Raw genomic sequence first — 25,446 nt, 5'->3', positions numbered from 1 at the left:
GAGTGGGAAACACACTGCCGCGGCGCCCTCAACAACGGCGTCACCCAGGACGAAATCCGCGCGATCATTCACGTGATCGGCATCTACTGTGGCGTACCCCAGGCGCTCGAGTGCTTTCGTATAGCGCGCAAGGTGCTGTCCGAGCCGCCCGCATAGAACATCCGCCCCAAGCCAGGAACCACCAGCCACAGGGCGGCAACTAGCGACCGTGATGAGCACCGTTTTGCGCACAATAGCGGCATGAGTTACCTCTGCGGCCCATACGCGTCAGCAGTCGCGGCGCTGGCCTGATCCGGCTCATCGCATCGGCATGTGCCGGTTCACATCCTTGTACAGCAGATAGCGAAACGGCCCCGGCCCGCCGGCATAACAGGCTTGTGGGCAGAACGCCCGCAACCACATGAAGTCTCCGGCCTCGACCTCGACCCAATCCTGATTGAGCCTGTAGACCGCCTTGCCCTCCAGCACATAAAGGCCGTGTTCCATCACATGCGTCTCGGCAAACGGAATCACGCCACCGGGTTGGAACGTCACGATCGTGACATGCATGTCATGGCGCATGTCCTGCGGGTCGACAAATCGGGTCGTGGCCCAGACCCCGTTCGTATCGGGCATGGCCAATGGCGCGATATCGCGCTCGTTGGTCACCACCAGATCGGGCACATCCAGCCCCGCAACGGCCTGATAGGCCTTGCGGATCCAGTGAAACCGCACATCCTCCGCCGAGGCGTTGCGCAGCGTCCAATCCGCGCCGGGCGGGATATAGGCATAGCCCCCCGTCTCCATCTCATGGGGGACACCATCGACAGTCAACACCAGCGCCCCCTCGACGACGAAGAGCACTGCCTCGATGCCGGTTTCCGTTTCCGGCCGGGTGCTGCCACCGCCGGGTTTGACCTCGGCGATATATTGCGAGAACGTCTCGGCAAAGCCCGACAAGGGCCGCGCCAGCACCCAGAACCGCGCCCCCTCCCAGAAGGGCAAAAGGCTGGTCACGATATCGGAATAGGTGCCTTTCGGGATCACCGCATAGGCTTCGGTGAACATGGCACGGTCGGTCAACAGACTGGTCTGTGGCGGCAAGCCGCCCTTGGGCGCGTAATACATATCGGATCCTCAGGACTGTGATCGTTCGGATTGGGGCAAGCCCTTCAGCAGGGCGGCAAGCCGTTGTCGTGCGATTGCCTCGACCGCGCAGCGTAGATCATCCGGCGCGCGCGTGGTATCCAGATCATGGCCAAGCGACGCGAACCTCTCGGCAACCGCCCGCTGTTCATCGGGCGACGCCCGACGAAACACGCGGCACAACAGGCTGTGCAAACCTGCGGCACAATCATGCGCCGGTCCGCGTTCAAGCTGCACCGCCCGTTCGACCACCCAGTCCAGATTGCCGAACACCTGTGCGAAACGCGCCATGAACTCCGCATCGGACAAGCCACTGACCTGCACGCCTCTCACCGGCGGATGAAGCCGCTGCCAATGCTCGGCGATATCGATGCGCCTTGGGCACCAGACCCCCTCAAATCCCTGAATATAAGCGATGAACCGCTGCAACCCTGCAAGCTTGCCGGGGCGGCCGATCAGACGGCAATGCAGGCCGATACTCAACATCTTGGCCGCGCCCGCCTGCCCCTCGGCGTAGAGCACGTCGAAACTGTCCTTGAGATACTGGAAAAACTGTTCGCCCGTGACATAGCCCGGCGCTCCGGCAAAGCGCATGTCATTGGCCTCCAGCGTGTAGGGAATGATCAGTTGCTCGCGCTCTCCAATCCGCACCCAATGCGGCAGGTCATCATCGTAGCTGTCCGAAACATAGGCGAACCCGCCCTCCTCGGCCACCAGCCTGACGGTATTCATGCTGCACCGCCCGGTGTACCAGCCGCGCGGGCGCGTGCCCACCACCTCAGTATGCAGACGGATCGCCTCGGCGATCGCGGCGCGTTCCTCGGCTTCGGACATGTCCTTGTGCTCGATCCATTTCAAACCATGGCTGGCGATCTCCCACCCGGCATCCAGCATGGCCTCGACCTGCTCGGGGCTGCGCGCCAACGCCGAGGCGACGCCGTAGATCGTCACCGGAATGCCCGCCCCCGTGAACAGCCGGTGCAACCGCCAGAACCCCGCCCTGGCACCATATTCATAGATCGATTCCATGTTCCAGTGACGCTGCCCCGGCCACGCCACAGCACCCGGAATATCCGACAGGAACCCCTCCGAGGCCGCATCGCCGTGCAACAGGCAATTCTCTCCGCCCTCTTCGTAATTCAGCACGAACTGCACCGCGATGCGTGCGCCTCCGGGCCATCCGGCATCAGGCGGTGTCGGCCCATAGCCACGCAGATTTCTCGAATAGCTCATATCCCCTCCACGACTGGCCGCACTGTCCCACCGCGCCGCCTGCGGCCTTCCGCCCGCGTGCCGTCACGAGACAGGCGTTGCCTCCCGAAACCCCCTGTCTGACATCGCTCCCCGGTGCTATCTTCACCCCGACCGCGATCCTGCGCAAAGATCCGGGCCACCACCAAGGCTGCCCGCGACCGGCACGCGGCACGACACGCAAGGGACGTGACACCATGACCGACCGCATTCTGACAGCAGCCCCTCTCACGGCCGAAGCGTTTCACTCCTTCGGAGACGTCATCGACACACAGCGCGCACCCGACAAGATCATCAATCAGGGCATGTGCGACCGGTATACCGACCTTGCAAAGCTCGATTTTTCCGACGGTCGCGCCGGGATCAGCCTGTTTGACGCCAAGGCGCGGCACCTGCCCTACACCGTCGACCTGCTCGAACGTCATCCCGATGGAAGTCAGGCGTTCATCCCGATCACCCCGACGCGCTTTCTGGTCATCGTGGCGCCCGACGCAGGCGGCATGCCGGGTGCGGCGCAGGCATTTTTCACCGCTCCCGGTCAATGCGTGAACCTGCATCGCGGTGTCTGGCATGGTGTTCTGGCCCCCTTCGAAGCACCGGGCCTCTTTGCGGTGATCGACCGTATCGGCAGCGGTGCCAACCTCGAGGAACACCCTCTTGATCGCCCCTATATCGTGACGGCGGCCCCCGACTGAGCCGCGCCGCGCATCCTTCAACCTCACCGCCCCGGTCACCGTCTCACGCCAGCGCGGCAAGGCACATATGCGCAGCCGCGACCACCGGATCGATCACGCGCGACGTCCCCGGCGCCCGGAGCTTGTGCGCAAGCGTCGTCATGCCACCGCATCCCAGCACGATGCTGCACCCGGGATGCAGATCCGCCATGCGGTCCACCGCCTCCTGGACACGGCGGATACTGTCCGCCCCCTCGTTCAGCTCCAACACGGGCACCCCCGACGCATGCACCCCGGCGCAGCGATTTTCCAGGCGCATGACACGGATATTCTCTGTGATCACCGGCACCGCGACATCCAGACTGGTCACCACGGCAAAGGATCTCGCCGCAAGGCTGCCGGCAAGGCATCCCGCCTCGCCCATGCCGATCACCGGCACACCGGCTGTCGCCCGCAACGTGGCAAGGCCGGTATCGTCGAAGCACCCGATGACAATGGCATCCGCCCCCATGGCGCGGGCCTCCTCGACCACGGCGAACAACCCCTCGAGGCACCGCTCCGCATCTTCCGGGCCTTGTATGGACGCCGGACCCTGACGGTTGGTCAGACCGATCACCTCGGCCATGTCTGCGATCGCAGAGCGCGCCGATGTGACCATTTCATCCGTCATGCGCTGCGTCGAATTGGGATTGAGGATGGCGATCCTCGGTGTGGTCCGCGTGCTCATGCGCGGGCTCCGGAATCGGCCAACGCCTCGGCGCGGCTGGCCTGAACGCATCTGGCCCAACGCCCGCCCCCACCCGTCCAGACAGGCAGCGGGCTCAGTCCGCAGGCGGGTTCCGCATGGGCACAGCGCGGCGCAAAGGAACAGCCTTCCGGCAGGGCGTTCAATGGCGGCGGCGCGCCGGGCACCGCATCCAGCCGCGTCCCCGGCACCGCACCGACAAGATTGGCCGCCAAAAGCCCCTTCGAATAGGGGTGCCTTGCATCACGGATGATATCCGCAACCGATCCCGTTTCGACAAAGCTCCCTGCATACATCACGGCCAGCCGGTCCGACACCTCGACCGCCACACCGATATCATGGGTCACGAAAATCACCCCCATGCCCATTTCCTGTTGCAACTCGCGCAACAGCAGCAGGATCTGGATCTGCACCGTGGCATCCAGCGCCGTTGTCGGCTCATCCGCCAGCAGCAACTTGGGTCTGCACGCCAGCGCCAGCGCAATCATCGCGCGCTGCCGCATGCCGCCGGACATCTCGTGAGGATAATTGTCCAACCGCCGCTTGGCCGACGGGATCCGGACCAGCTCGAGCATCTCGAGCGCACGCGCCATGGCGTCGCGTCTGGTGACGCCCTCGTGCCGGATCACGGTCTCGGCAATCTGCTGCCCGATCGTGTAGACCGGATCCAACGCAAGGGCCGGATCCTGGAAGATCATCGACGCCACGCCCCCACGGTGATCGGCCAGCGCGCGCCCCTGCAAAGACAGGATATCCCGGCCCTCCACCTCGACCGTGCCGCTTATGGTGGTCTTGCGTTCCGGCAAGAGGCGCAGCAGGGTCTTGAGCGTCACGCTCTTGCCCGATCCGCTTTCGCCCAAAATGCCCAGCACCTCTCCTGCCGCCAGATCGAAGCTGACCGAATTGACGGCATGTACCGGCGGGGTCCCCGAAAACCGCACGCAAAGATCGCGCACCTTCACAAGAGGCGTTTCGCTCGGGCAAGGCTGCGGCGTCATGCGGCATGCTCCTTTGTGGAATTCAGATGACAGGCCGCCCGATGCCCTCCGCCCAGATTATGCAGTGCGGGCACCTTGCCAGAGCAAGGCCCGAAGGCACGCGCGCAGCGCGTATGGAACCGACAGCCCGGTGGCGGATCGATCGGGTTGGGCGGATCGCCCGCAAGCGGCGCCTCCAGCGTCCGCCGGTCCGGATCGAGCGACGGCATCGCCGCCAGAAGCGCTTCGGTATAGGGGTGGCGCGGCGCAGTATAGAGACGCTCCGCCGGTCCGATTTCGGCCACCTCCCCCAGATACATGACCATCACCCGATCCGAGATGTGCCGCACCACATTCAGGTCATGACTGATGAACACATAGGTCAGACCGCGCTCGCGCCGCAAATCCATCAGCAGGTTCAGCACCTGTGCCTCGACGGATTTGTCAAGCGCCGACACCGCCTCGTCCAGCACGATCACTTACGGATCAAAGGCCAGCGCGCGCGCGATATTGACCCGCTGACGCTGCCCGCCCGACAATTCATGCGCATACCGCCCGCCAAAGCGCGCCGGATCCAGCCCGACCCGCTCCAGAAGGGTCTGCGCCTTGCGCCGCGCCTCGGCCTTGGGCACACCATGCACCGACGGCCCGAAGGCCACCGCGTCGATCATCGTCATGCGTGGGTTCAGCGATGCGAAACTGTCCTGAAACACCATCTGCACCTTGCTGCGAAACGCCTTGAGCGGCATTTCCGGGCCAACCACCTTGCCGTCATACCGCACCGCGCCGCTATCGGGTGTCAGAAGCTGCACCAGCAGACGCGCGGTCGTGGACTTGCCGCAGCCGCTTTCTCCGACGACACCCAGCGTCTCGCCATGGGCCAGTTCGAAACTCACGTCATCGACCGCGCGCACCACCTTGCGGCCCGCGCCGAAACCGCCGGCGTTGAAATGCTTGACGAGGTTGTGGGCGGACAGGATCGGGGGCTTCATTGCTTCACATCCATGGCGGATCTCAACCCATCGCTGAGCATGTTGAACGAGATCGAGGTCAGAAAGATCATCACACCCGGCAGCGCCGCCAGCCACGGCTGCACATAGATCGCGTTGCGCAGCGTGTTCAGCATCAGGCCCCATTCCGCATTCGGCGGGCTGACGCCCAGCCCCAGGAACGACAGGCCCGCCGCAAGGATCATCGACACCGAGATGAGGCTCGTGGCATAGACGAAGATCGGCCCCAGCACATTGCCCAGCACGTGATCGCGCACGATCCGCAGGCTCGATGCGCCACTGGCCTGCGCCGCCTCGATATATTCCAGCTTGCGCACCGACGTGGTTACGCTTTCCGCCACACGCGCGATCGGTGGAATGAACACGACCGTAAGCGACAAGAGCCCATTGAGAATACCCGCGCCCAACGCCCCCGAAATCGCGATCGCCAGAAGGACCGACGGAAACGCATAAAGCACATCCAGAACGCGCATCGTGATCGTGTTGACCCAGCCCCCCAGATACCCGGCGGCGACACCGATGGCGCCACCGATGGCAAACGCGATCAGCACCGGCACCACCCCCATGAACAGCGACAGGCGCGCGCCATAGATCAGCCGGCTCAGCATGTCGCGCCCCAACTCGTCGGCGCCCAGCGGATAGCCTTCGGTCCCGATGGGCGACAGGCGCTTGATCATGCTGCCATCCAAAGGATCTGCCGGCGCGATCCAAGGCGCGAAGATCGCCATCAGGATCAGCCCCGCCGCGACAAGCCCGGCACAGACCGCGACCTTGTCGCGCAGGAACCGGGCGCCGACCGAGCGCCAATAGCCTCGTGATTTCTCGACAGTTGCAAGCTGCGTGATGCTCTCTGCGGTCATGGCCATGGCTCAGCCCCTTTGCAAGCGCGGATCAAGCGCGGTCTGCGCCACATCCACCAACAGGTTGAGGATCACGAAGAACATCGCCAGCACCAGGATCGTGCCCTGCAGCAGCGGCAGATCACGCTGGAAAATGGCCTGCCCCAGCAAGAACCCCGTGCCCGGCCACGAAAACACCGTCTCGATCAGGATCGACCCGCCCAGCAGATAGCCCAGCTGCAACCCCATCACCGCCAGCGCCGTGGGCGCCGCGTTCTTGATGACATGCGCGAGCACGCCGCGATCCAGCAAACCCTTGGCCCGCAGCCCCGAGACGAACTCCTGGTGCAGGATATCGGCCACCAGCGCGCGCACCGTGCGCGCCACGATCCCCATGGGGATCACCGACATGGTGATCGCCGGCAGGATCAGATACTGCATGTGCTCCCAGTCCCAGACCCATTGGCTCGACCCGCCCGGCCCCGCGCCCGTCGCCGGCAGCCAGCGCAGCTCGACCGAAAAGATGATGACCATCACCATGCCCAGCCAGTAATGCGGCACCGACACGCCGATCACCGAAATCCCGGTGGCCAGCTTGTCGATCCAACTGTCCCGGAAATAGCCCGCAACGAAGCCGAACAGCCCACCCAGCGTGAACCCGATGATCGTCGCCGTCACAGCCAGGATCAGCGTATTGCCGACCGCGTTGAACACTTCCGTCGCCACAGGCCGCCCGGTGGCGATCGAATTACCCAGATCGCCCTGAACCGCCAGCCCCAGCCAGCGCATGAACTGCTCAGGGTAGGACCGGTCGAAGCCGTAGATCGCCATCATCTGTTCCTGCAACTCCACCGACGCATCCGGCGGCAGGATCGACACCAGCGGATCACCGGGCGAGATATGGACCAGCGCGAAACACACCAGCGATACGCCAAGCATGATCGGCACGGTATAGACGACGCGGCGCAGGATGAACGAAATCATGGGCAAGTCAGCCTGTCAAAAAGGGGGCCGTCCCGTTTGCAGGGACGACCCCGATGGGTGCAAGGGATCACTCTTCGATGGTCATCGGCGCGATATCGATGAACCAGTTCTTCGGCTGGACCACATTGCCGACCTTGGGCGACATGGCACGCGGGCCGACATCATGGGCGATCCAGACGAACGGCGCCTCTTCCACGATCCGCGTATGCAGACGCGCCAGCGCCGCATCCCGATCCGCATCCGCAAACGACGTCCGCGCATCCGCGATCAGCGCGTCGAACTCGTCATTGCCGAACAGACCCCAGTTGTTGGACACCGGCGGGAAGGTCCCGGTCGAGACGAAGCGCACCATGGCAAAGAACGGGTCCATCGTCGCGAAGGACACGTTGATCGCATGCGCACCGCGCGCGCTTTCATCTGCAGCGCCCTTGCGCCAGTTGGTGAAGAGCGTGTTCCATTCGATCACGTCCAGTTCGACATCGAAGAAGCAGTCTCGCAGGCCCTGCTGCACGTATTCGTTCATCGTGACCGGCTGCATCTGACCGGAACCGGAAGCCGATGTCTGCACCTTCACCTTGATCGGGTTCTCTGCCGAGAAGCCCGCTTCAGTCATCAGCGCACGTGCGGCGTCGGGATCGTAGCGGATGTCGAAGGACGGGTTGCCCCACCACGGATGTCCCGGCTCGACCGAGCCCTTGGGAATACCCATGTAGCCGCCCAGCAGAACCTGAAGCTCCTCGCGGTTCACACAGAGGTTGGCTGCGTGACGCACGCGCTTGTCCAACCAGGGCGAGCCTTCGTGGAACGACAACTGCCACGGCCAGACATGCGGCTGCGGGTTCGAATAGATCACGTTGCCTTCGCTCTGGATACGCGGGATCGCATCCGGGGCTGGGGCCTCGATCCAGTCCACCTGCCCCGACAGCAGCGCCGCGGTGCGGGCATTGGCATCGGGCAACGGCACCAGAACCACGCGGTCGATCGTGGGCGTGCGCGCCGGGTCCCAGTAATTCTCGTTCTTCACCATCTCGAAGCGCTCGCGCGGAACGAAAAGATCGCCCTCGAACGGACCCGTGCCCGACGGATCGAACGCAAACGCGGTCCAGGCCGCGGCCGCGCGCTCCTTGGGATCGGTGATCGCCGCATCCACGGCGTCATACAGCGCCTGCCAATGGGTCGGTGAGGCCATGAACAGCATCGTCATATTCAGCGGCAGGAAGCTGTCGGGCTGCGTCGTGGTCAGCTCGACCGTCAGCTCGTCGATTGCCCGCGCCGAGGCCAGGGTCGGCATCCGCGACTTCGTGGCGCCCACCTGATCCGGGGCGAAATGCGGCGCAGCTTCATCCAGCACCTTCTGCACGTTCCAAACCACCGCATCGGCATTGAACGGCGAGCCATCATGGAACGTCACGCCCTCGCGAAGGGTGAAGGTCCATTTCGTGGTGTCATCGGGGTTCACTTCCCAAGCCGTCGCAAGGCCCGGCACGATGCCGCTCGCCTTGGTTTCCGACGACAGATCCCAATGCGTCAGCGCGTCATACATCGGGATGCCGGTGAACCGGTTGCCCTCGAAGCCCTGATCGGGCTGGCCCGATGTGCGCGGGATATCCGCCGCCGTCATGCCGATTGTCAGGGTCTTTTCGGCCCAGACCGGTCCAGCCGCCAGAACGGCTGCCGTCAATGCGATCGCAGAGGATCGGTACAAGATAGTCCTCATGTCATAACTCCTGTTGAACGTCCGGACCAAGCCGCAGTCATTGGCCGTGTCCCTGACGCGACAATGAGATGCCGCCCCGCCACGTCGACAAATGATTACAGGATTGTATACGTTTTCAATTAAAAAAGTTCACAGATGCACTTTTTTTGTTCAATCACGATGTGAAATGCCTGTTTACAAGGCGTGAAATGGCGCCCAACCCGCAGGTATGAAACAGGGGATGACAATTGAATTCAAAAAGGCCACAAAGGGAGATATAAACTGTATACAACCGTCAACGGGCACCCCATGAGCATGACGCAACAAGAAGCGGACTTCGCCAGCAGAATCGAAGCCGACTTTGTGCAAAACCCCGTCTATACAGGCGTCGAACAGGCCATTCTCGAACAGCGCCTGCCCCCCGGCACCCGTCTGGCGGAAACCGATCTGGCCGAATTCTACGGCGTGTCGCGCACCATCGTGCGCAGCGGGCTGCAGGCGCTTGCGCATTCCCACCTGGTGACACTGCGCCCGAATCGCGGTGCCAGCGTCGCCAACCCCTCCCCCCGCGAGGCGCGTGAGGTGTTCGAGGCACGCGAATTGCTTGAACCGCGCTCCGCCCGCGAGGCGGCGCTCCATGCCAACCGGTCCGACATCCGCGCCCTGCGCCGTCACGCGCAGGAGGAACACGACGCCATGAGCCGCAATGAATCGGGCCGTGCCCTGCGGCTATCGGGACGCTTTCACGTGATGATCGCTCAGATCGCCAATCAGCGCACCATCGCCGGGATGATCGAAAACCTCGTGTCCCGCTCGTCTCTCATCATCGCGCTCTACTGGACCCGCTCCAGCACGCGCTGCGACGAGAGCTGTCACAACGCCCTTATCGACGCGATCGAACGCAACGATGCCGACGAGGCCGAAGAGCTGATGCGCAGCCATCTTGTCGAACTGCACTCCGCCCTGCGTTTCGACGTGACCGACACCTCAAATCTCACGCTCAAGGACATGCTGAGCCAATAAGGCGTTTCGCGAAAAACCGAGGCACGGATTTTCGCGACACGCAGTGCTCCGTTCCATCGTTGCGCGCGGCCTTCACCGATCGCGCGGACCCCAGGCTTTGAGTATGCCCAGCCCGAAGTCTCCCTGTTTTGCACTCAAGGCGCCACCCCACACGCTCTGGTTGCCCCTCCCCTCTTCGACTTTACTATTTTCAGACCTCGCCACAATGTCACCACATTTTCCTGCGACATTGTTTTCAATTCGAGAAGAAAACCCCATGATACGGGGTGACTATCCGGAAACCGGGAACGTGACGCGGCAGAGGCCAGACCGGGCTCATCCCGCAGCGACATGAAAGAGCGGCGCATTAAGATCGCTTGACCCGTCCGGCATTGAGTATGAGTGGGCAGTAGGCAATGGCGACGAGTTTTGAAGTCATCTCTCTGGGAATCAGCCCGACCGAGATCGACACGACAGAATCGGACAACATCTCGGACGCGGCAGCCGCCCTGGTCGGCACGACCTATGGCAGCGCGGGATCACCCCTCTTCAACGCGGTCGGCTCCCTCGCCCTGGTCTTCGGCGCGACGCAGTACGACACCGACAACAACACCGTCAACGACCAGTTCTCGGTCGACGGCACCACCTTCACGATCGACGGCGCCGCCACCTATCTGGCCACCCTCACCTATGCCGACGGCACCACCGCCACGCTCGAGGTGACGCTGGCGCAGGCCACCACCGGCGATCTTTTCCTGTTCCCCCCGGTGAACGGCGCCACCGGTCAACAAGCCATCCTCGAAGCCGGCCCGATCCAGTCCCTGACCCTCGACAGCCTGATCTCCAACACGGTCGAGCCGGCAACCGACCGGCTCGCCACCGACTTCGCCGAACCCGTCGACGGCGCGGCCAGCGGCGAAGAGATGGCGCCGGGCTACACCGACACCGACGGCGACATCATCGGCGCCGGCAATGACGTCATCTTCGGCAATGCCGGCGCGGACACGATCTTTGCCGGCGCGGGCAACGATCTCGTCGATGGCGGCGCGGACAGTGACATCCTCTCGGGCAACAGCGGCAACGATTCCCTTCTTGGCGGCACCGGCAACGACACCGTTTACGGCGACAATGCCGGGCGCTCCACCGTCAGCGTCTCCAACGGCGATTTCGGCACCAATACCAACGCAGGCTGGACGATCAGCGGCGGCGGCAACACCTTTGTCTATTCTCAGGCAATGGCCTTCAACGCCAACAACACCGGCTTCGGCGGCGTGGTCCAGCAGACCGTCGTCACCCAGCCCGGCCTGAGCTTCCAGCTTTCGGTCGATGCGTTCGAAGTCGGTGGTGGAACCGCGAACCACACGCTCGTGGTCGAGGTGCTCGACAGCGCCGGTCAGGTGATCGGCACCCAGACGGCCGTGATCCAGAACGCCACCAGCCAGACGATCACCGTCGATTTCACCGCGACCACCGGCACCACGACCCTGCGCTTCACGAACCCGACCTCCACCGGCACCAACTCCACCGATCTGCAGATCGACAACGTGACCGTCACCGCCCTGCCCGGCGATGATATCGACGGCAACGACACGCTCGATGGTGGCGCGGGCGACGACGCCCTCTTTGGCGGGGGCGGCAACGATTCCGTCCTGGGCGGCGATGGCAACGACACCCTTTTCGGCGACACCGCCCCCTTCACCGATCCCGATGTGGTCAACGGCGATTTCGCCACGAACACGACCGCTGGCTGGACGATCAGCGGCGGTGGCAGCACCTTTGTCTATAACGAGTTTCTGGCCTTCAATGCCGCCAACACCGTCACCGGCGGCGTCGCCCAACAGACCATCACCACCCAGGCAGGCGTTGATTACCAGCTTTCGGTCGATGCCGCCGAATTCGGCCCCGCCGTTGCCTCTCACACCCTCGTGGTCGATATCATCGACGCAAGCGGGCTGGTGCTCGGCACCCAGACGGTCGTTGTCGCCAACGGCACCAGCCAGACGATCACGATTGATTTCACCGCGACCGGCACCGCCACGACCCTGCGTTTCTCGAACCCCTCCTCCACCGGCGTCGTGAACAGCGATCTGGTGATCGACAACATCACCGTCAGCGTGACCAGCCAGCCGGACAATACAAACGACGGCAATGACACCCTTGATGGCGGCACCGGCGACGACCAGATCTTCGCAGGCGGCGGCAGCGACCGCATCCTGCTGTCCAATGCCTTCGGCGACGATGTCATTTTCGGCGGCGAAGATACCGACGGCCTCGACGTGGACGTGCTCGACGCCTCCGGCATCACCGGCAGCGGCATCACCGTCACCCTGACGGGCGGCGAAAGCGGCACCGCGATCCTCGGAGCGGAGTCCGCCAGTTTCAGCGAGATAGAAGAGATCGTCTTCACCGATCAGGGCGATATCTTCAACGGCAATTTCATCACCGACGATATCGACATCGACACCGGCGATGGCAACGACACCCTGACCGAAGGCAACGGCAACAACACGCTGTCGGGCGGCGCGGGCGACGACCTGTTCAATGTCGGCTTCGGCGACAGCACCATCGACGGCGGCAGCGGCACCGATACCCTCTCGGCCGCCAGCGCCGATGACCCGTTGAACGTGCTCTTCACCGGCACCGCCTCCGGCACCCATACCGATCTCGACGCCAATCCCGATCAGGGCATCTTTTCAAGCATCGAAGCCATCGAAGGCTCGTCAGGGTCCGACACGATCAACGCCTCCGGCGATCTGGTCGGGGTAGAGCTCTCGGGGCGCGCGGGCGCCGATACCATCACCGGCGGCCAGGGCACCGACACGATCAGCGGCGGCACGGGCAATGACAGCCTGACCGGCGGCGCAGGCGCTGACCTGTTCATCTACACGCCGGGCGATGGGCTCGACACGATCTCGGATTTCAACACCGGCAATACCGGCCCCATCAATGACGGGGATAGCACCAACAATGATTTCATCGACCTGTCCGGCTTTTACGACCACCTGTTCGAACTCTGGGAAGACCAGGCAGATGACGGCATCCTGAACCAGTCGAACACCACCGACACCCAGGGCAACGCGGTCGATTATTCGGACAACACCCGCTTCGACACCGATGGCATCCCCGGCAACGAAGGCCTCGTCTTTACCGGGGCCTCCCCCTCGCCCACGTTTTTCAACGCCGACAATACCGGCGTGATCTGCTTTGCCGATGGCACGCTGATCGAAACGCCGCGCGGTCTCGTGCCGGTCGAAAAGCTGGCGGCGGGCGATCTGGTCCGCACCATTGACCACGGCTTCCGCCCCCTGGTCTGGGCCTCGCATACAAAAATGTCCTGGGATGCCTCGCCTCATTCCGACAAGCCGATCCTCATCAAGGCGGGCGCTTTGGGCCACGGTCTGCCCGCGACCGATCTCAAGGTATCCCCGCAGCATCGCATCCTGCTGCCCGACACCGATCATCACTCCGGCGTTTTCGCCCCCGCCATTGCCCTTTCAGGCCTGCCCGGCGTGCGTCAGATGGACGGATGCCGCAAAGTCACCTATCACCACATCATGTTCGCAGCACATGAGGTGATCGTCGCCAATGGCCTGCCCTGCGAAAGCTTCTTTCCCGGACGCATGGCGCTGCGCGCACTGTCCGCCGAAAACCGGCGCTCGCTGCGGCACTGTCTGCTCAAGGCGACCGCCGGCTCACTGGAGAGTTTCACATTGGCCCGTCCGCTCCTCAAGACCCGCGCCGCAAGAAAACGTGTCCACCGCGAACAGGTCAGCTGGATCGACCGCACACTGGCCGATGCCGGTCTCAAAATGCCGGCGCTCTGCGCGTTCGGCTGAGTGTGTCTTTCGGCGCCCGCTCGGGCAGTTGCGTACCAAAGGGACACAAATGCGCCGGGCAGCCCCCGATTTTGTACGAAACCCGCGTAGGATTGGTACGAACCCTACACATCCCGCACCCGCGCGCCCGTCAGGTGACACTCAATATCGCCATCAGGGCCACCGTCCCCCCGCGCGCCAGATCCGCATGCAGCGTCGGCCCCTCATATCGCGCCGCCGCGCGCCAGACCCCCACCACCGCAACCATGTTGTAAGGCAATGAAATCCCATAGCCGACAAGCAATGCCGGGATTGGATAATCAAATGAAATCAACGCCATGAATGCTAGACTTGTGACAGCATTGACAGCAAGTCCCAGCATCAGCGCCCAGGTCCAGAACGCCTCGGACAGCGATAAATCCCCTCGCCAAAGGGCGCGAATCCCGGACATGACCCCCACCTCACTCCCCATAGGGCATCTCATTTTCCCTATATTACAAAGATATTTATCTGGCGAAGCTAAAGCGTCACATCAATGAAGCATCGCATCCGCCTCAATAACAATCGAAATCAGGATCACCGCCGTCAGCATCACCGAGGCCACACCCAGCACAAGCCCCAACATGCTGATCAGCCCATCCCGCTCCACCAGCCCAACCCCCACAACAAACAAGGAAATCGCGGGAAACCAACCACTTAGCGGCAAGGGCAGAAACAAAGCAAAGGCGATCACGAACAGCAAAAGCCCCATCGGCCGCTCATTGCGCCGCGCAAAAAGCGCCGAGTAGCGCGGCGTCAGCACCCTCTCCAACCGCCGCGTCACCGGCCTCAGACGCAACACCGTGCGCCGAAGTTTCGCTTGCTCGATGGTCAGCCGCGCCAGTCGCCCGGGCAGCTTAACATGCGGATATCCCAGCATCATTTGCCCCGTCGTGACCAGCAGCGGCAGCGCCGTAATCAGCGTGGCCCCCGGCGGAAGCGGCAAAAGTGTCAGCAAAGAAAACACAACGATCGCCCATCCGAACGACGCCTCCCCAAGCTCCGACAGCAGATTCCCAAGCGTCAGCGTCCCCGCCAGATGCTGACTCCGCGATGTCCGCAGGATCGGCAGCGACAGCGAAGGCCTGCGTTTTCTTCCATCCCCGCGCTGCATGTGTTCCCTTTCAAGGTCCTGGCCGGGATATCATGCTCCACGCGTCCAATTGCAACCCAAACGTGCTTGGTCAGATCGCCCTATTACCAGCGCCTTGCGACAAATTTCTGATGGCCGTGTTTATTTTCGCCAACCTTCATCTTACGTGCACCGGTGCGGCGTTTGAACATCACTGCCGATATGCAGCGAACCGGAACTTGCATGCTTGACGATCTCCTTCTCGTGGCCGGTGGCCTTGGCCTTTTGTTTGTCGGCGGCGAGGCTCTGGTGCGTGGCTCGGTCGCCTTGGCGGAACGCATGGGTATCTCCAAGCTCTTGATCGGGCTGGTTATTGTCGGCTTCGGCACCTCGACACCGGAACTGTTGGTATCGGTCAATGCGGCTCTCGACGGCGCGTCGGAGATCGCCCTCGGCAATGTCGTCGGCTCGAACATCGCCAACATCCTGCTCATCATCGGCCTAGCGGCGCTGATCGCTCCGATCATCGGGTGGGACCGCACGGCGCTGCGCGAGGCACTGATCGCAACCCTCGTGTCGCTTGTCGCCCTTGGGCTGATGCAAGCCGCCGTCATCACCCAGACCCAGGGCATCGCGATGCTGGTGGTTCTGGCGGGCTATCTTTTTGCAAGCTACTGGCTGGAACGGCAGGACCGTTGGCCAGGACATTCCAGCACGAGGCCGCAGAATTCGAGGATATCCCCCTCTCGCGCCCATGGCTGCCGCCCGTTCTTGCACTGGGCGGTATCGCGGCGCTGGTGTTCGGGGCCGATCTGCTGGTCGAGGGGGCGGTCAACATCGCCCGCGATGTCGGCGTTCCGGACGCGGTCATCGGCCTGTCGCTGGTTGCGATCGGCACATCCCTGCCCGAGCTTGCCACCGCCATCGTCGCCGCCATCCGCCGTCATTCAGATGTCGTTCTGGGCAATGTCATCGGCTCGAATATCTTTAATATCCTTGCAGTTCTTGGGGTTACGGTTGTCATTCAACCCATCGAAGTCACGGCCCGGTTCCGCGATATCGATGCGCCGGTCATGCTTGCGGCCAGCATCCTGCTGCTGGCACTGCTTTTCGCGACCAAATCGATCGGGCGGATCTGGGGCGCCCTAATGCTTGCCCTCTATGCAGGATACATGGCGTTTCTTTTTTCGAGCGGCATGTGATCGCGACCACGAGCCAATCGCCCGATCACGACAAACGGCTTGCGATCATGCGAAGTCAAGCATGACATCCGTGCCCTTGGGCGAGCTTGAAATAGAGAACCGCGCCCCAAGCAACTGGCTGCGGCGCTTCATGTTGGCCAACCCGTGCGACGGGTTTTCGGCGATCCCCGGATCGTCCGCCACGAAACCCACGCCATTGTCGGAAATCCGGATCCTGTTTTCGTCCACGTAAATCGTGATCGTATCCGCCTGCGCATGCTTGATGACGTTTGTAATGGCCTCCTGCACGATCCGCGACAGGTTCAGGGCCTGCGACGGCCCAGTGTTACGCGGCCGCGGTTCGCCTTGCACCTGCCAGTCGAATTCGATGCCATTCTCGCTCAGCAAGCCCTCCAGCCGGGTGCGCAGCATCCCCAGAAGGGTCACCAGACTGTCGTGGTTCTCCATGCTGTCCAGCATCAGCGCCAGATCGCGCAGCGCATCCTCCAGCGCAAGACGGCATTTGTCATCGCCCACGTCATTGCGGCGCATATAGGACAGCGTGCTGACAAGCTGCCCCCCGATCCCGTCATGCAGGTCCAGCATGATGCGGCCGCGTTCTGCTGCAATCGCCTCGCGCTGCCGGATTTCCGCCAGTTCGGCAAAACTGGCCTCCAGCTCGGCGGATTTCTCGATGATGCGATTATTGAGCGAAGCCGTAAGATCCTCGTAGTCGCGCAAGGAATGGATCAGCCGCGACAGGATCAGCCAGATACCCGCCAGCGACATCACAAGCGGCATGAAATGAAACAGATGCATGGTCCGCGTCGGAGCCTCATGCAGCATCATGTAAAGCTCATAAGCGCCCATGACTGTTGAAATATTCAGGCAGGGAAAGAAAACTCCGAAATCCAGCGGGGTCATCAGGCGCCGATTGCACCAGATCACCAACAGACCGAAATACGCCGCAGGCACGGTGATCAGCACATTGCCCCACATCGACACCGCAAACGTATATTCCAGCGGAAGCACGAGGACCAAACTGACATAGAGTATCAGCGCGACGGCAATTGTCCGCTCTGGCCAACGCGATGCGAAGCCCAGAAAGCGAAACAGGAATTTCAACAAAAACAGCGTATAAAGTGCCGGAGACAAGATCCAGGACAGGGTCCAGATCCGGTATTCTGCGGACACCACCCCATAGCCGAAATGCACAAGCGTGATCATCGCGGTGGCACAGGACAGCCCCAGCCACAGATACTCGTGATCCTTGCGCCGGAACATCCACACCACCAGCAACGCCACCGCCAGGATACACATCAACCCAAGTGCGAACCTCGCCAGCCCCTGACTGAAGAAGGACCGCAACGCCTCGTATGGCTGCAGAATGTCCTTCGGCCCATAGAAGAACGGATGAAGATCCAGCCCCTCGGACGGCATACCGTACAGGGCCAGCTCGATCTGTACCTCTCCTGCCGCCACCAAAAGCCCCGGCACAGTCACCAAAAGGGGTGTGTTCCACAACCGATACGGCAGCGTGTTGGGGTGGAGAAGCAGTCCATTGACGCGCACATCGACATTATCGGCCAGCTTGGGAAAATAAACCGCGTTCACACCTTCGGCCGGTGCCGCCTGCTCAAGCGTGACGCGCATATGCAGGGTCGTGGGCTCGGGATCAAAACGGATGGGCGACGAAAACGGCAGATCCACCATGTCAGCGCTGGCACAGGCCGGTCCGTCGCACAGCATCACCTGCTTAACCATCACCGCACCCGGAATGTCGCGGATCTTGCCGAAGTTCAGCGCGAACAAGATGGACAGCAACACGGCAACCAACAGCCCCACGCCGACAAGGGCGCCAATGCTCCACCGGATCACAGGAAGCCTTTCTTCGACGCCCGCGCCACGGCTTCCATATTGGTGCTGACCTCGAGCTTGCGATAGATCGACGTGATGTGATTGCCCACCGTCCCGGCACTGATGCCCAATTGCTGCGCGATCTCGTGCCGCTTGTATCCCCTTGCCACCGCCTGCAAAATCTCGGCCTCGCGCTCGGTCAGGGGGGACAAACCCGGTTCCACAGAGCTCGTGCCCCCATCCTTGACCACCGCCAGAAGGTGCCGGGCGATACCGGGGCTGATCGGGCTGCCACCGTCCAGAACGGACAGGATATCGGTCCCGATCTGGCCCAGATCAGCGCCCTTGAGAAGATATCCCTTCGCGCCCGCCTGAATCGCCTCCAGAACGCGGGCCTCGTCCCCGAAAATCGACACGACCACCGCATCGACCTGCCAATCGGCGGCGGCGCAGGCGCGCACAGCCTCGATCCCCGACCCGTCGGGCAATCCGATATCCACCAGCAGGATACGCGGCTTGAGATCGAACAGCAGGTTGAGCCCATGATCCAGCGTCGAGGCACAGCCCACAAGGGTCAGCCCGTCCGTCACGTTGATCGCATCGCTCAGACGGGCGACGATATCGGCCCGATCCTCGATAATAAGAACGGAATGGTCGGTCACGGACAACTCTTGCACACCACTACCCAAATCACTCTAAATAAGCCGCTCATTTCTCATATGTGTGAATCCACACATTCCTTCAAGGAAATCATGATTCTAAGGTTCATGTGGGACGAAGGTGAGATCAGGTATTTCAATAGCAGTTTATTTTAACGGATGCCGCAAGTGAGTGGCGCGGCTGAGGTCAAGCAAATTGCAGTGTATTGGTAGTTTGCCGGGCTTCTCGTCACCTTCGTCCCACCTGCATCGCAGATGACAGGCGCAGCCGGACCCACAACCGGACCCGAGGCCGAGGTCGATACCAATGGCGTGCCTCACGATGCGCATGGGTGGGATATGGGCGGGATCCAGATACGCCGATGCGCGCCCCGCGACGTCCGAACTCCCATCCCGGTACCCCCGACAGACCCGGACCTGCCACAGGGCAAGTGATTCGGATGGTGTCCATTTTGTGTCAACATATTGGTGCGATCCGGCCAATTGTGACCACAGGAAATCACTCGAATGTTGGGAGTGCGGCCGGATTGTGATGACGGAATTTCGACCCGTCGGAACGCCGTGTCGTTCGCGCCACATCTCAAATTTGACATGTTTTGCCCCGCATGGCACCTGCGCCTTCAAAGCCACCAAGGCATCACTTTTTATCACTTAAAAACATATATTTAAACTATCATACTACTTTTGCATAGGCCCTCTGAATCGCGCTGAAATCTCCCTTGAATTTAGCTACATCCGGCTTGGTCTTTCGAAAATCGAAACCCCTTGGATGGACTATCGAAGCACTTGGGAGCATCCATTTGGTGTGATGTGGCGACAGGCCGCCGGCCCGATCCGGACTGCCTGAAGCAAACGCTAAATGTTGTGTGCAGGTGACCGTTGCAGCTCTGTGAAGGGCTGTCCGGCGCCTTCGGAGGAATGGTATGGCGTTCGCAACGTGCGATACGGAACTCGTCTGTCAAGGCCAAAATCGGTGCCATTGGCGCCTGCGTAGCTGTGCGCCCGGCAAAGGCAGTCTCCCGGACAATTCCCGCCACGCGTCCCTGTCACGGCTCTCGGCCGCACACAGGCTGGCTCATGCCCGCGCCCTGGCCCTGCTTGGCCTGACGACAGCGGTGCGCCCGTCCTTGCGCGGGGAGATCTGACATGGCGACAATCAATGGCCGCATCGTCTCTGACAGCAATCTCGACAAGACCGAAGCCGATGGCAGCGGCGGCTTTGAGGCGGGGATCCTCGGACAGACCGTCCAGCTTCTGGATTCCGGCGGCAACGTCATTGCGACAACCACCACTGACGCCTTCGGATTATATACGTTCACGGGTCTTGCCGCCGGCCAGTACCGGGTGGCGTTTCCGACCACCGCCGATGGTCTGCGCCTGGCTCAGGCCGATGTCGGCAGTTTCCAGAGCGACAGTGACGCAGACCCCAACACCGGGATCACCCCGCTCGTAACGGTCACGGACACTCAGGACCTGTTCGACATCGACGCCGTTTATGGCAACTACGTGGTTGATGGCACAGCCGGCGACGCCACGATCAGCGCGGGCTTCGTTGACGCTCAGGGTGACGCGCGCGACGGGGCCGATGGCAATGTCGATCTGATCGATGCGGGCGCAGGCAACGATTTCGTCGGTGCGGGCATCGGCAACGACACCGTTTTCGGCGGCGACGGCAACGACGCGCTCTATGGCGACGAAGACGATGACGAACTCTCGGGCGGTGTTGGCGATGACACGCTGGTGGGGGGCTTTGGCGCCGACACGATTTTCGGCGGCGCCGGCAATGATGTCATTACCTTCGACAACCCGTTTCGGACCGATGAGGCTCCGGCCACCGATGGTGGCGGTGACGTGGTGTTCGGCGGCGCCGAGGGCGCGCTCGACAATGATATCCTCGACCTGCGCGGCGCGGGCAATGTCACCATCGAACAGGAAATCGACCCCAACGACGAAGGCGCAACCCGCGGGATCGTCACCTTCCAGAACGGGTCGACTCTCACCTTCGAAGGGATCGAGACGATCCTGACCGATAATGTCGATGGTGCCGATACAGGCCAATTCATGCCCGTGGGCTTTGCCGATGGCGATGGCGACGCGATCACCGAAGGTGCTGACACGGTCTTTGGCAATGGCGGCGCTGACGACATCCGCGCAGGCGGCGGCAATGACCTCGTCTATGGCGGCGAAGACAATGACTTCGTCGATGCCGGAACCGGGGACGATACCGTGTTCGGCAACGAAGGCAATGACGACCTGCGCGGTGGCGGCGGGAATGATCGTCTCGATGGCGGCGTGGGCAACGAGTTCATCGACGGCGGCGCGGGCAACGATGTCATCTTCGGCGGCGAGGGCAACGACGATCTGCGCGGCGGCACCGAAAACGACGCGCTCTTCGGCGGCACAGGCAACGACCAGCTGCTCGCCGGTGACGGTGACGACACGCTGCGCGGCGGCGATGGCGTCGACGTCATGCGCGGTGAAGCCGGCAATGACAACATGCTTGGCGGCGGCGACGGCGACCAGATGTTCGGCGGCGTCGGTGACGACTTCATGGGCGGCCAGGACGGCAACGATACGCTCGATGGCGGCGACGGTGCGGATTTCGTCGCGGGCGACAACGGCAACGACCTTGTCCAGGGTGGCGCAGGCAGCGACACGCTGGTCGGCGGTGCCGGGGCGGATACGCTCGATGGCGGCCTTGGCAATGATTTCTTCACCGCGGACAACCAGTTCGTCACGACCGACGATCCCACCGCCGATGCGGCGGGCGATGTGGTCTTCGGCGGCGCCGAAGGGACAACGGACCTCGACACGCTCGATTTGCGCGGCGCCGATGTGGTGCAGATCGAAAAAGAAGACGACCCGAACGATCCCGGAGCTGCGCGCGGTGTCGTGACCTTCTCCACGGGAGAAACCCTGACCTTCGAAGGCATCGAACTGATCCTGACCGATGCGGTCGACGGCACCGAAGCCGGTCAGTTCATGCCGGTTGGTTTCACCGACGTCGACGGCGAAGTGATCACCGAAGGGGCCGATACGATCCTCGGCAATGGCGGCAACGATGACATCCGCGCAGGCGGCGGCAACGATATCGTCGATGGTGGCTCGGGCAATGATTTCATCGATGCCGGGTCAGGGGATGACACGGTTACCGGCGGCACCGGCAATGACGATCTGCGAGGCGGCGACGGCATCGACAGCATCGACGGCGGTACCGGCGTTGACTTCATCGATGGCGGCGCCGGCAATGACACGCTGATCGGCGGCGAGGGCGCCGACGACCTGCGCGGCGGCACCGAAGACGACCTGATGTTCGGCGGCGCGGGCAATGACCAGTTGCTCGCCGGCGACGGCGAGGACACGCTGCTCGGCGAGGACGGCGACGATCTGATGCGCGGCGAAGCGGGCAATGACACGCTCGACGGTGCCGCGGGCGCCGACCAGTTGTTCGGCGGCGCCGGTAACGACAGCCTGATCGTGTCGGCCAATGACACCGTCTCGGGCGGCGACGGCGACGACATTTTCACCATCGATCAATCGATCACCGATGGCCCCGGCACCATCACCATCACCGGCGGCGAAGGCGCCGAGACCGCAGGCGACACCCTTGTCCTGACCGGGCTGGGTCCGGTGGACATCACCTATACCGGCGACGATCCTGCCAGCGAAAGCGGCACAGCCACCTATTTCGACGCCAATGGCGACCTCGTCACCATCAATTTCTCCGAGATCGAGAATTTCGTCGTCTGCTTCACGCGCGGCACCTTGATCGCGACCGACCGCGGCGAAGTTCCCGTCGAAGAGCTGACCACCTCGGATCGTGCCATCACGATGGATGACGGCTATCAGCCCATTCGCTGGATCGGCTCGCGCAAGCTCAGCGGGGCGGAACTGGCCGCCAATCCCAAGCTCCGGCCGATCCGCATTCGCGCAGGTGCGCTGAGCCCGAACTTGCCGGTCCGCGATCTGGTGGTCTCACCTCAGCACCGGGTGCTCGTGCGCTCCAAGGTGACGCGCCGCATGTTCCAGACCGACGAGGTGCTGGTGCCAGCCAAGGCGCTTGTGGCGCTGCATGGCGTCGAGATCGACGAGGCCCCGGATGGTGTCGAATACTGGCATATCCTGTTCGACCGCCATCAGGTGATCTTCTCCGAAGGTGCCCCGACCGAGTCGCTGTTCACCGGCCCCGAGGCGCTCAAGTCCGTATCTGCCGCCGCGCGCGAGGAAATCTTCACGCTGTTCCCCGAACTGGCCGATCCGGACACCTACGGCGCGCCCCTGCCCGCGCGGCCCCTGATCCCCGTGCGCCGTGGTCTCAAATTGGCCGAACGCCTGTCGATGAACGGCAAGATGCCCCTGGAAAACCGGGTCTGACCGCCTGGCTGCCGTTTGGATGCCAGCGGCTACACGGACTTGGCGCGTTTCGTCATCTGAACGAAGACAACCGGCGCCCATAGCAGAAGGCCCACCGCCATCGTGGTCAGGCCCGGCGCGATGAACAGCAGCGACACCAGCCCGACCCACCACCGCTCCAGCCGCGACATATGCGTCAGAAAAAAGCCCGAGAACGCCACGCCGAGCCCGGCAATCCCGATCATCGCCCCCGCCAGCGTCACCGTGAACGCAGCCCAGGTGAACCCGTCCGTGACGATCAACAGCGCCGGGGAATAGACGAAGACGAACGGCACCAGCGCCTTTGCGATGCCCAGCCGGAACGCGGTGTTTCCGGTCTTGAACGGGTTGGCCCCCGCGATCCCCGCCGCCGCATAGGCCGCAAGGGCCACGGGCGGCGTGATATCGGCCAGCACGCCGTAATAGAACACGAAGAAATGCGCGACGATCGGCTCCACCTGCAGCAGGCCAAGCGCCGGGGCCGCCACCGCCACAAGGATGATATAAGTGGCCGTGGTCGGGATGCCCGCGCCCATGATGATGCAGGCCACCGCAATCAGGATCAGCGAAAAGAACAGCGTCCACTGACCGATCGTGAACAAGCTCAGCGGCCAGACGCTCCCGGCGATATTGCCGATATCGGTCGCCGTCTGCACCACCACATAGCCCAGCCTGAAGCCCACACCGGTCAGCGTGACGACACCCACGACGATGCCGACCGTCGCCGCCGCCGCCCCCACGGCCAGCGTGTTGCGCGCGCCATCCGCCAGCGCCGTCCACAGATCATGCAGGGTCAGCCGGTTGACCGGGTTCAGAAACCCGATCACGACACAGGCGATGATGCCATAGACCGCCGCGAAATCCGGGGTCTTGCCGCTCAGGATCATGTAGACCAGAACGATCAGCGGAATGACCGACAGCCAATGCTGGCGCAGCACGATCCCCATCTTGGGCAGCTCATCCGCCCTCAGCCCGCGCAGGCCCAGCTTGCGGGCCTCCAGATGCACCATGATGAAGATGCCGAAATAATGCAGCAAGGCCGGGAAGAGCGCGGCTGCCAGAACATCGCGCAGCGGAATTTCCAGGTATTCCACCATGATGAAGGCTGCAGCCCCCAGGATGGGCGGCGTGATCTGACCCCCGGTGGACGAAGTCGCCTCGACCGCGCCCGAGAAATGCGGCGGATATCCCACCTTTTTCATCGCCGGGATGGTCAGCGCTCCGGTCGTCACCGTGTTGGCGATGCTCGAGCCGGATATGGTGCCCATGAAGGCCGACGAGAAGATCGCCACCTTGGCCGGTCCGCCCGCATAGCGCCCCGCCACCACCATGGCCAGATCGATGAACAGCTGCCCCAGCCCGATCCGCGTGGCCAGCACGCCGAACAGGATGAACAGGAATACATATTGCGCCATCACCCCGATGGCGATGCCATAGATCCCCTGATTGGTCATGTAGAGATGGTTGATCAGCCCCTCCCAGGCCACCCCCCCATGCTTGAGCGCCCCCGGCGCCCATGGCCCGAAAAGCGCGAAGGCCACGAAGACCAGCGCGATCAGAGGCAGCGTCGAGCCGACCGAGCGCCGCGTGGCCTCGAGCGTCAGCAGCAGCAGGGCCGTGCCCATCACCACATCGAAGGACGACGGATTGCCAACCCGCACCGATACGATCTCGGGCGGCAGCAGCGGCAGGTAAAGCGACGCCCCCACCGCCAGACAGGCCAGCAGGATATCCACGACGGGCACCCCGTTGATCCTGTACCATGCCGGTTTCGGCAGATCAGTGCTCAGCGATCTGCGCCATGCAAACAGCAGGAACACCAGCCCCAGCACGAAAGACAAATGGATCCCGCGATGCAGCAACTCGCGCACCAACGCAAAGCCCGACGCGTAGAAATGATAGACCGACATCGCCACAAGCACGGCGCTGATGACGATCCCGATGACCTTCCCCGTGGGTCTGAAGGCCAGTTCGGGATCGAATTTGCGCTCGATCTCGTGAAGCTCTTCGGGCGTCAATTCATGGTCGGGATCATACTGAGACATGGTCGGGTCCGTCAGGGCTTGAGGTCATCGCGATATCAAAGACAAAACCCGGCCGCCCTTGGGCGACCGGGTCGGGAACGTGC

At 62.7% G+C, this 25,446-nt stretch carries 20 protein-coding genes and 1 pseudogene; 7 read left to right on the top strand and 14 right to left on the bottom strand.

The features are described from left to right. A partial coding sequence (locus tag F3H35_RS08555) for a carboxymuconolactone decarboxylase family protein (protein WP_188129924.1) occupies positions 1–156 on the top strand: 156 nt, incomplete at its 5' end. A 141-nt stretch (positions 157–297) separates the two neighbouring features. Here the strand turns inward: F3H35_RS08555 and F3H35_RS08550 are convergent. Together F3H35_RS08550 and puuE are read right to left on the bottom strand one after the other, a co-directional pair. After that, positions 298–1,107, bottom strand: a complete 810-nt coding sequence (locus F3H35_RS08550; RefSeq protein ID WP_149779185.1) for a bifunctional allantoicase/(S)-ureidoglycine aminohydrolase — start codon at positions 1,105–1,107, stop codon at positions 298–300. Between the two features lie 9 nt (positions 1,108–1,116). After that, positions 1,117–2,358 (bottom strand): allantoinase PuuE, encoded by a 1,242-nt coding sequence (gene puuE, locus F3H35_RS08545; RefSeq protein ID WP_149779183.1) that lies wholly within the window; start codon positions 2,356–2,358, stop codon positions 1,117–1,119. A 215-nt stretch (positions 2,359–2,573) separates the two neighbouring features. Between puuE and F3H35_RS08540 the strand changes: the two genes are divergently transcribed. Continuing rightward, positions 2,574–3,071, top strand: a complete 498-nt coding sequence (locus F3H35_RS08540; protein WP_149779182.1) for an ureidoglycolate lyase — start codon at positions 2,574–2,576, stop codon at positions 3,069–3,071. 43 nt (positions 3,072–3,114) lie between these two features. On the opposite strand, the gene F3H35_RS08535 is transcribed toward F3H35_RS08540, so the two are convergent. From F3H35_RS08535 to F3H35_RS08510, 7 genes are all read right to left on the bottom strand, one after another. Continuing rightward, on the bottom strand, positions 3,115–3,777 hold the full coding sequence (locus F3H35_RS08535) for an aspartate/glutamate racemase family protein (protein ID WP_149779181.1): 663 nt from the start codon (positions 3,775–3,777) through the stop codon (positions 3,115–3,117). Further along, positions 3,774–4,793 (bottom strand): ABC transporter ATP-binding protein, encoded by a 1,020-nt coding sequence (locus F3H35_RS08530; RefSeq protein WP_149779180.1) that lies wholly within the window; start codon positions 4,791–4,793, stop codon positions 3,774–3,776. Before F3H35_RS08530 ends, F3H35_RS08535 begins: the two co-directional genes overlap by 4 nt. Further along, entirely contained in the window at positions 4,790–5,251 is a 462-nt protein-coding gene (locus tag F3H35_RS19130; protein WP_262975125.1) for an oligopeptide/dipeptide ABC transporter ATP-binding protein, read from the bottom strand. The genes F3H35_RS08530 and F3H35_RS19130 overlap by 4 nt, the downstream gene beginning before the upstream one ends. Continuing rightward, a complete protein-coding gene (locus F3H35_RS19125; RefSeq protein WP_262975124.1) occupies positions 5,252–5,764 on the bottom strand; it encodes an ATP-binding cassette domain-containing protein in 513 nt (170 codons plus the stop codon). Beyond that, on the bottom strand, positions 5,761–6,648 hold the full coding sequence (locus tag F3H35_RS08520) for an ABC transporter permease (RefSeq protein ID WP_149779179.1): 888 nt from the start codon (positions 6,646–6,648) through the stop codon (positions 5,761–5,763). Before F3H35_RS08520 ends, F3H35_RS19125 begins: the two co-directional genes overlap by 4 nt. Before the next feature lie 3 nt (positions 6,649–6,651). Then, a complete protein-coding gene (locus F3H35_RS08515) occupies positions 6,652–7,605 on the bottom strand; it encodes an ABC transporter permease (RefSeq protein ID WP_149779178.1) in 954 nt (317 codons plus the stop codon). A gap of 67 nt (positions 7,606–7,672) precedes the next feature. Next, the gene (locus F3H35_RS08510) at positions 7,673–9,322 is read right to left on the bottom strand and encodes an ABC transporter substrate-binding protein (protein ID WP_149779177.1); all 1,650 of its coding nucleotides are present in this window, start codon (positions 9,320–9,322) and stop codon (positions 7,673–7,675) included. A 288-nt stretch (positions 9,323–9,610) separates the two neighbouring features. Between F3H35_RS08510 and F3H35_RS08505 the strand changes: the two genes are divergently transcribed. Beyond that, positions 9,611–10,324, top strand: a complete 714-nt coding sequence (locus F3H35_RS08505; protein WP_149779176.1) for a GntR family transcriptional regulator — start codon at positions 9,611–9,613, stop codon at positions 10,322–10,324. 395 nt (positions 10,325–10,719) lie between these two features. After that, the gene (locus F3H35_RS19120) at positions 10,720–14,139 is read left to right on the top strand and encodes a Hint domain-containing protein (RefSeq protein ID WP_149779175.1); all 3,420 of its coding nucleotides are present in this window, start codon (positions 10,720–10,722) and stop codon (positions 14,137–14,139) included. A gap of 130 nt (positions 14,140–14,269) precedes the next feature. Here F3H35_RS19120 and F3H35_RS08495 read toward each other — a convergent pair whose 3' ends face one another. Together F3H35_RS08495 and F3H35_RS08490 are read right to left on the bottom strand one after the other, a co-directional pair. Further along, positions 14,270–14,569 carry a hypothetical protein gene (locus F3H35_RS08495; protein WP_223228359.1) on the bottom strand — a complete coding sequence of 100 codons (300 nt, stop codon included), beginning with the start codon at positions 14,567–14,569 and terminating at the stop codon, positions 14,270–14,272. A gap of 81 nt (positions 14,570–14,650) precedes the next feature. Further along, the gene (locus F3H35_RS08490; protein WP_149779173.1) at positions 14,651–15,271 is read right to left on the bottom strand and encodes an exopolysaccharide biosynthesis protein; all 621 of its coding nucleotides are present in this window, start codon (positions 15,269–15,271) and stop codon (positions 14,651–14,653) included. 180 nt (positions 15,272–15,451) lie between these two features. Between F3H35_RS08490 and F3H35_RS19020 the strand changes: the two are divergent. Both F3H35_RS19020 and F3H35_RS19015 read left to right on the top strand, forming a co-directional pair. Beyond that, positions 15,452–15,847, top strand: a pseudogene (locus F3H35_RS19020) (sodium:calcium antiporter); the annotation flags it as partial. A 77-nt stretch (positions 15,848–15,924) separates the two neighbouring features. Beyond that, the gene (locus F3H35_RS19015; RefSeq protein ID WP_223228358.1) at positions 15,925–16,431 is read left to right on the top strand and encodes a sodium:calcium antiporter; all 507 of its coding nucleotides are present in this window, start codon (positions 15,925–15,927) and stop codon (positions 16,429–16,431) included. Between the two features lie 45 nt (positions 16,432–16,476). Here the strand turns inward: F3H35_RS19015 and F3H35_RS08480 are convergent, their stop codons facing one another. Both F3H35_RS08480 and F3H35_RS08475 read right to left on the bottom strand, forming a co-directional pair. Then, complete coding sequence (locus F3H35_RS08480; protein ID WP_188129923.1) at positions 16,477–18,288, bottom strand: sensor histidine kinase; 1,812 nt, start codon at positions 18,286–18,288, stop codon at positions 16,477–16,479. Beyond that, on the bottom strand, positions 18,285–18,929 hold the full coding sequence (locus F3H35_RS08475) for a LuxR C-terminal-related transcriptional regulator (protein ID WP_149779170.1): 645 nt from the start codon (positions 18,927–18,929) through the stop codon (positions 18,285–18,287). The genes F3H35_RS08480 and F3H35_RS08475 overlap by 4 nt, the downstream gene beginning before the upstream one ends. A 1,143-nt stretch (positions 18,930–20,072) precedes the next feature. Between F3H35_RS08475 and F3H35_RS08470 the strand changes: the two genes are divergently transcribed. Next, a complete protein-coding gene (locus tag F3H35_RS08470) occupies positions 20,073–23,300 on the top strand; it encodes a Hint domain-containing protein (RefSeq protein WP_149779169.1) in 3,228 nt (1,075 codons plus the stop codon). Between the two features lie 29 nt (positions 23,301–23,329). On the opposite strand, the gene F3H35_RS08465 is transcribed toward F3H35_RS08470, so the two are convergent. Then, positions 23,330–25,363, bottom strand: a complete 2,034-nt coding sequence (locus F3H35_RS08465; protein ID WP_149779167.1) for a TRAP transporter permease — start codon at positions 25,361–25,363, stop codon at positions 23,330–23,332. Positions 25,364–25,446: the final 83 nt, after the last annotated feature.

Origin of the sequence: Roseovarius litoreus (assembly GCF_900142765.1) — a bacterium.
GTDB lineage: Bacteria > Pseudomonadota > Alphaproteobacteria > Rhodobacterales > Rhodobacteraceae > Roseovarius > Roseovarius litoreus.
This window is presented reverse-complemented; position numbering and strand designations above follow the sequence as displayed.

Excerpts from the sequence above, each read along its gene's own strand:
- F3H35_RS19120 (WP_149779175.1), top strand. The coding sequence starts at position 10,720 with ATGGCGACGAGTTTTGAAGTCATCTCTCTGGGAATCAGCCCGACCGAG.
- F3H35_RS08550 (WP_149779185.1), bottom strand. The coding sequence starts at position 1,107 with ATGTATTACGCGCCCAAGGGCGGCTTGCCGCCACAGACCAGTCTGTTG.
- F3H35_RS08515 (WP_149779178.1), bottom strand. The coding sequence starts at position 7,605 with ATGATTTCGTTCATCCTGCGCCGCGTCGTCTATACCGTGCCGATCATG.
- F3H35_RS08505 (WP_149779176.1), top strand. The coding sequence starts at position 9,611 with ATGAGCATGACGCAACAAGAAGCGGACTTCGCCAGCAGAATCGAAGCC.
- F3H35_RS08470 (WP_149779169.1), top strand. The coding sequence starts at position 20,073 with ATGGCGACAATCAATGGCCGCATCGTCTCTGACAGCAATCTCGACAAG.
- F3H35_RS08520 (WP_149779179.1), bottom strand. The coding sequence starts at position 6,648 with ATGGCCATGACCGCAGAGAGCATCACGCAGCTTGCAACTGTCGAGAAA.
- F3H35_RS08530 (WP_149779180.1), bottom strand. The coding sequence starts at position 4,793 with ATGACGCCGCAGCCTTGCCCGAGCGAAACGCCTCTTGTGAAGGTGCGC.
- F3H35_RS08535 (WP_149779181.1), bottom strand. The coding sequence starts at position 3,777 with ATGAGCACGCGGACCACACCGAGGATCGCCATCCTCAATCCCAATTCG.
- F3H35_RS08540 (WP_149779182.1), top strand. The coding sequence starts at position 2,574 with ATGACCGACCGCATTCTGACAGCAGCCCCTCTCACGGCCGAAGCGTTT.
- F3H35_RS08465 (WP_149779167.1), bottom strand. The coding sequence starts at position 25,363 with ATGTCTCAGTATGATCCCGACCATGAATTGACGCCCGAAGAGCTTCAC.
- F3H35_RS08490 (WP_149779173.1), bottom strand. The coding sequence starts at position 15,271 with ATGCAGCGCGGGGATGGAAGAAAACGCAGGCCTTCGCTGTCGCTGCCG.
- puuE (WP_149779183.1), bottom strand. The coding sequence starts at position 2,358 with ATGAGCTATTCGAGAAATCTGCGTGGCTATGGGCCGACACCGCCTGAT.
- F3H35_RS08495 (WP_223228359.1), bottom strand. The coding sequence starts at position 14,569 with ATGTCCGGGATTCGCGCCCTTTGGCGAGGGGATTTATCGCTGTCCGAG.
- F3H35_RS08510 (WP_149779177.1), bottom strand. The coding sequence starts at position 9,322 with ATGAGGACTATCTTGTACCGATCCTCTGCGATCGCATTGACGGCAGCC.
- F3H35_RS19125 (WP_262975124.1), bottom strand. The coding sequence starts at position 5,764 with ATGAAGCCCCCGATCCTGTCCGCCCACAACCTCGTCAAGCATTTCAAC.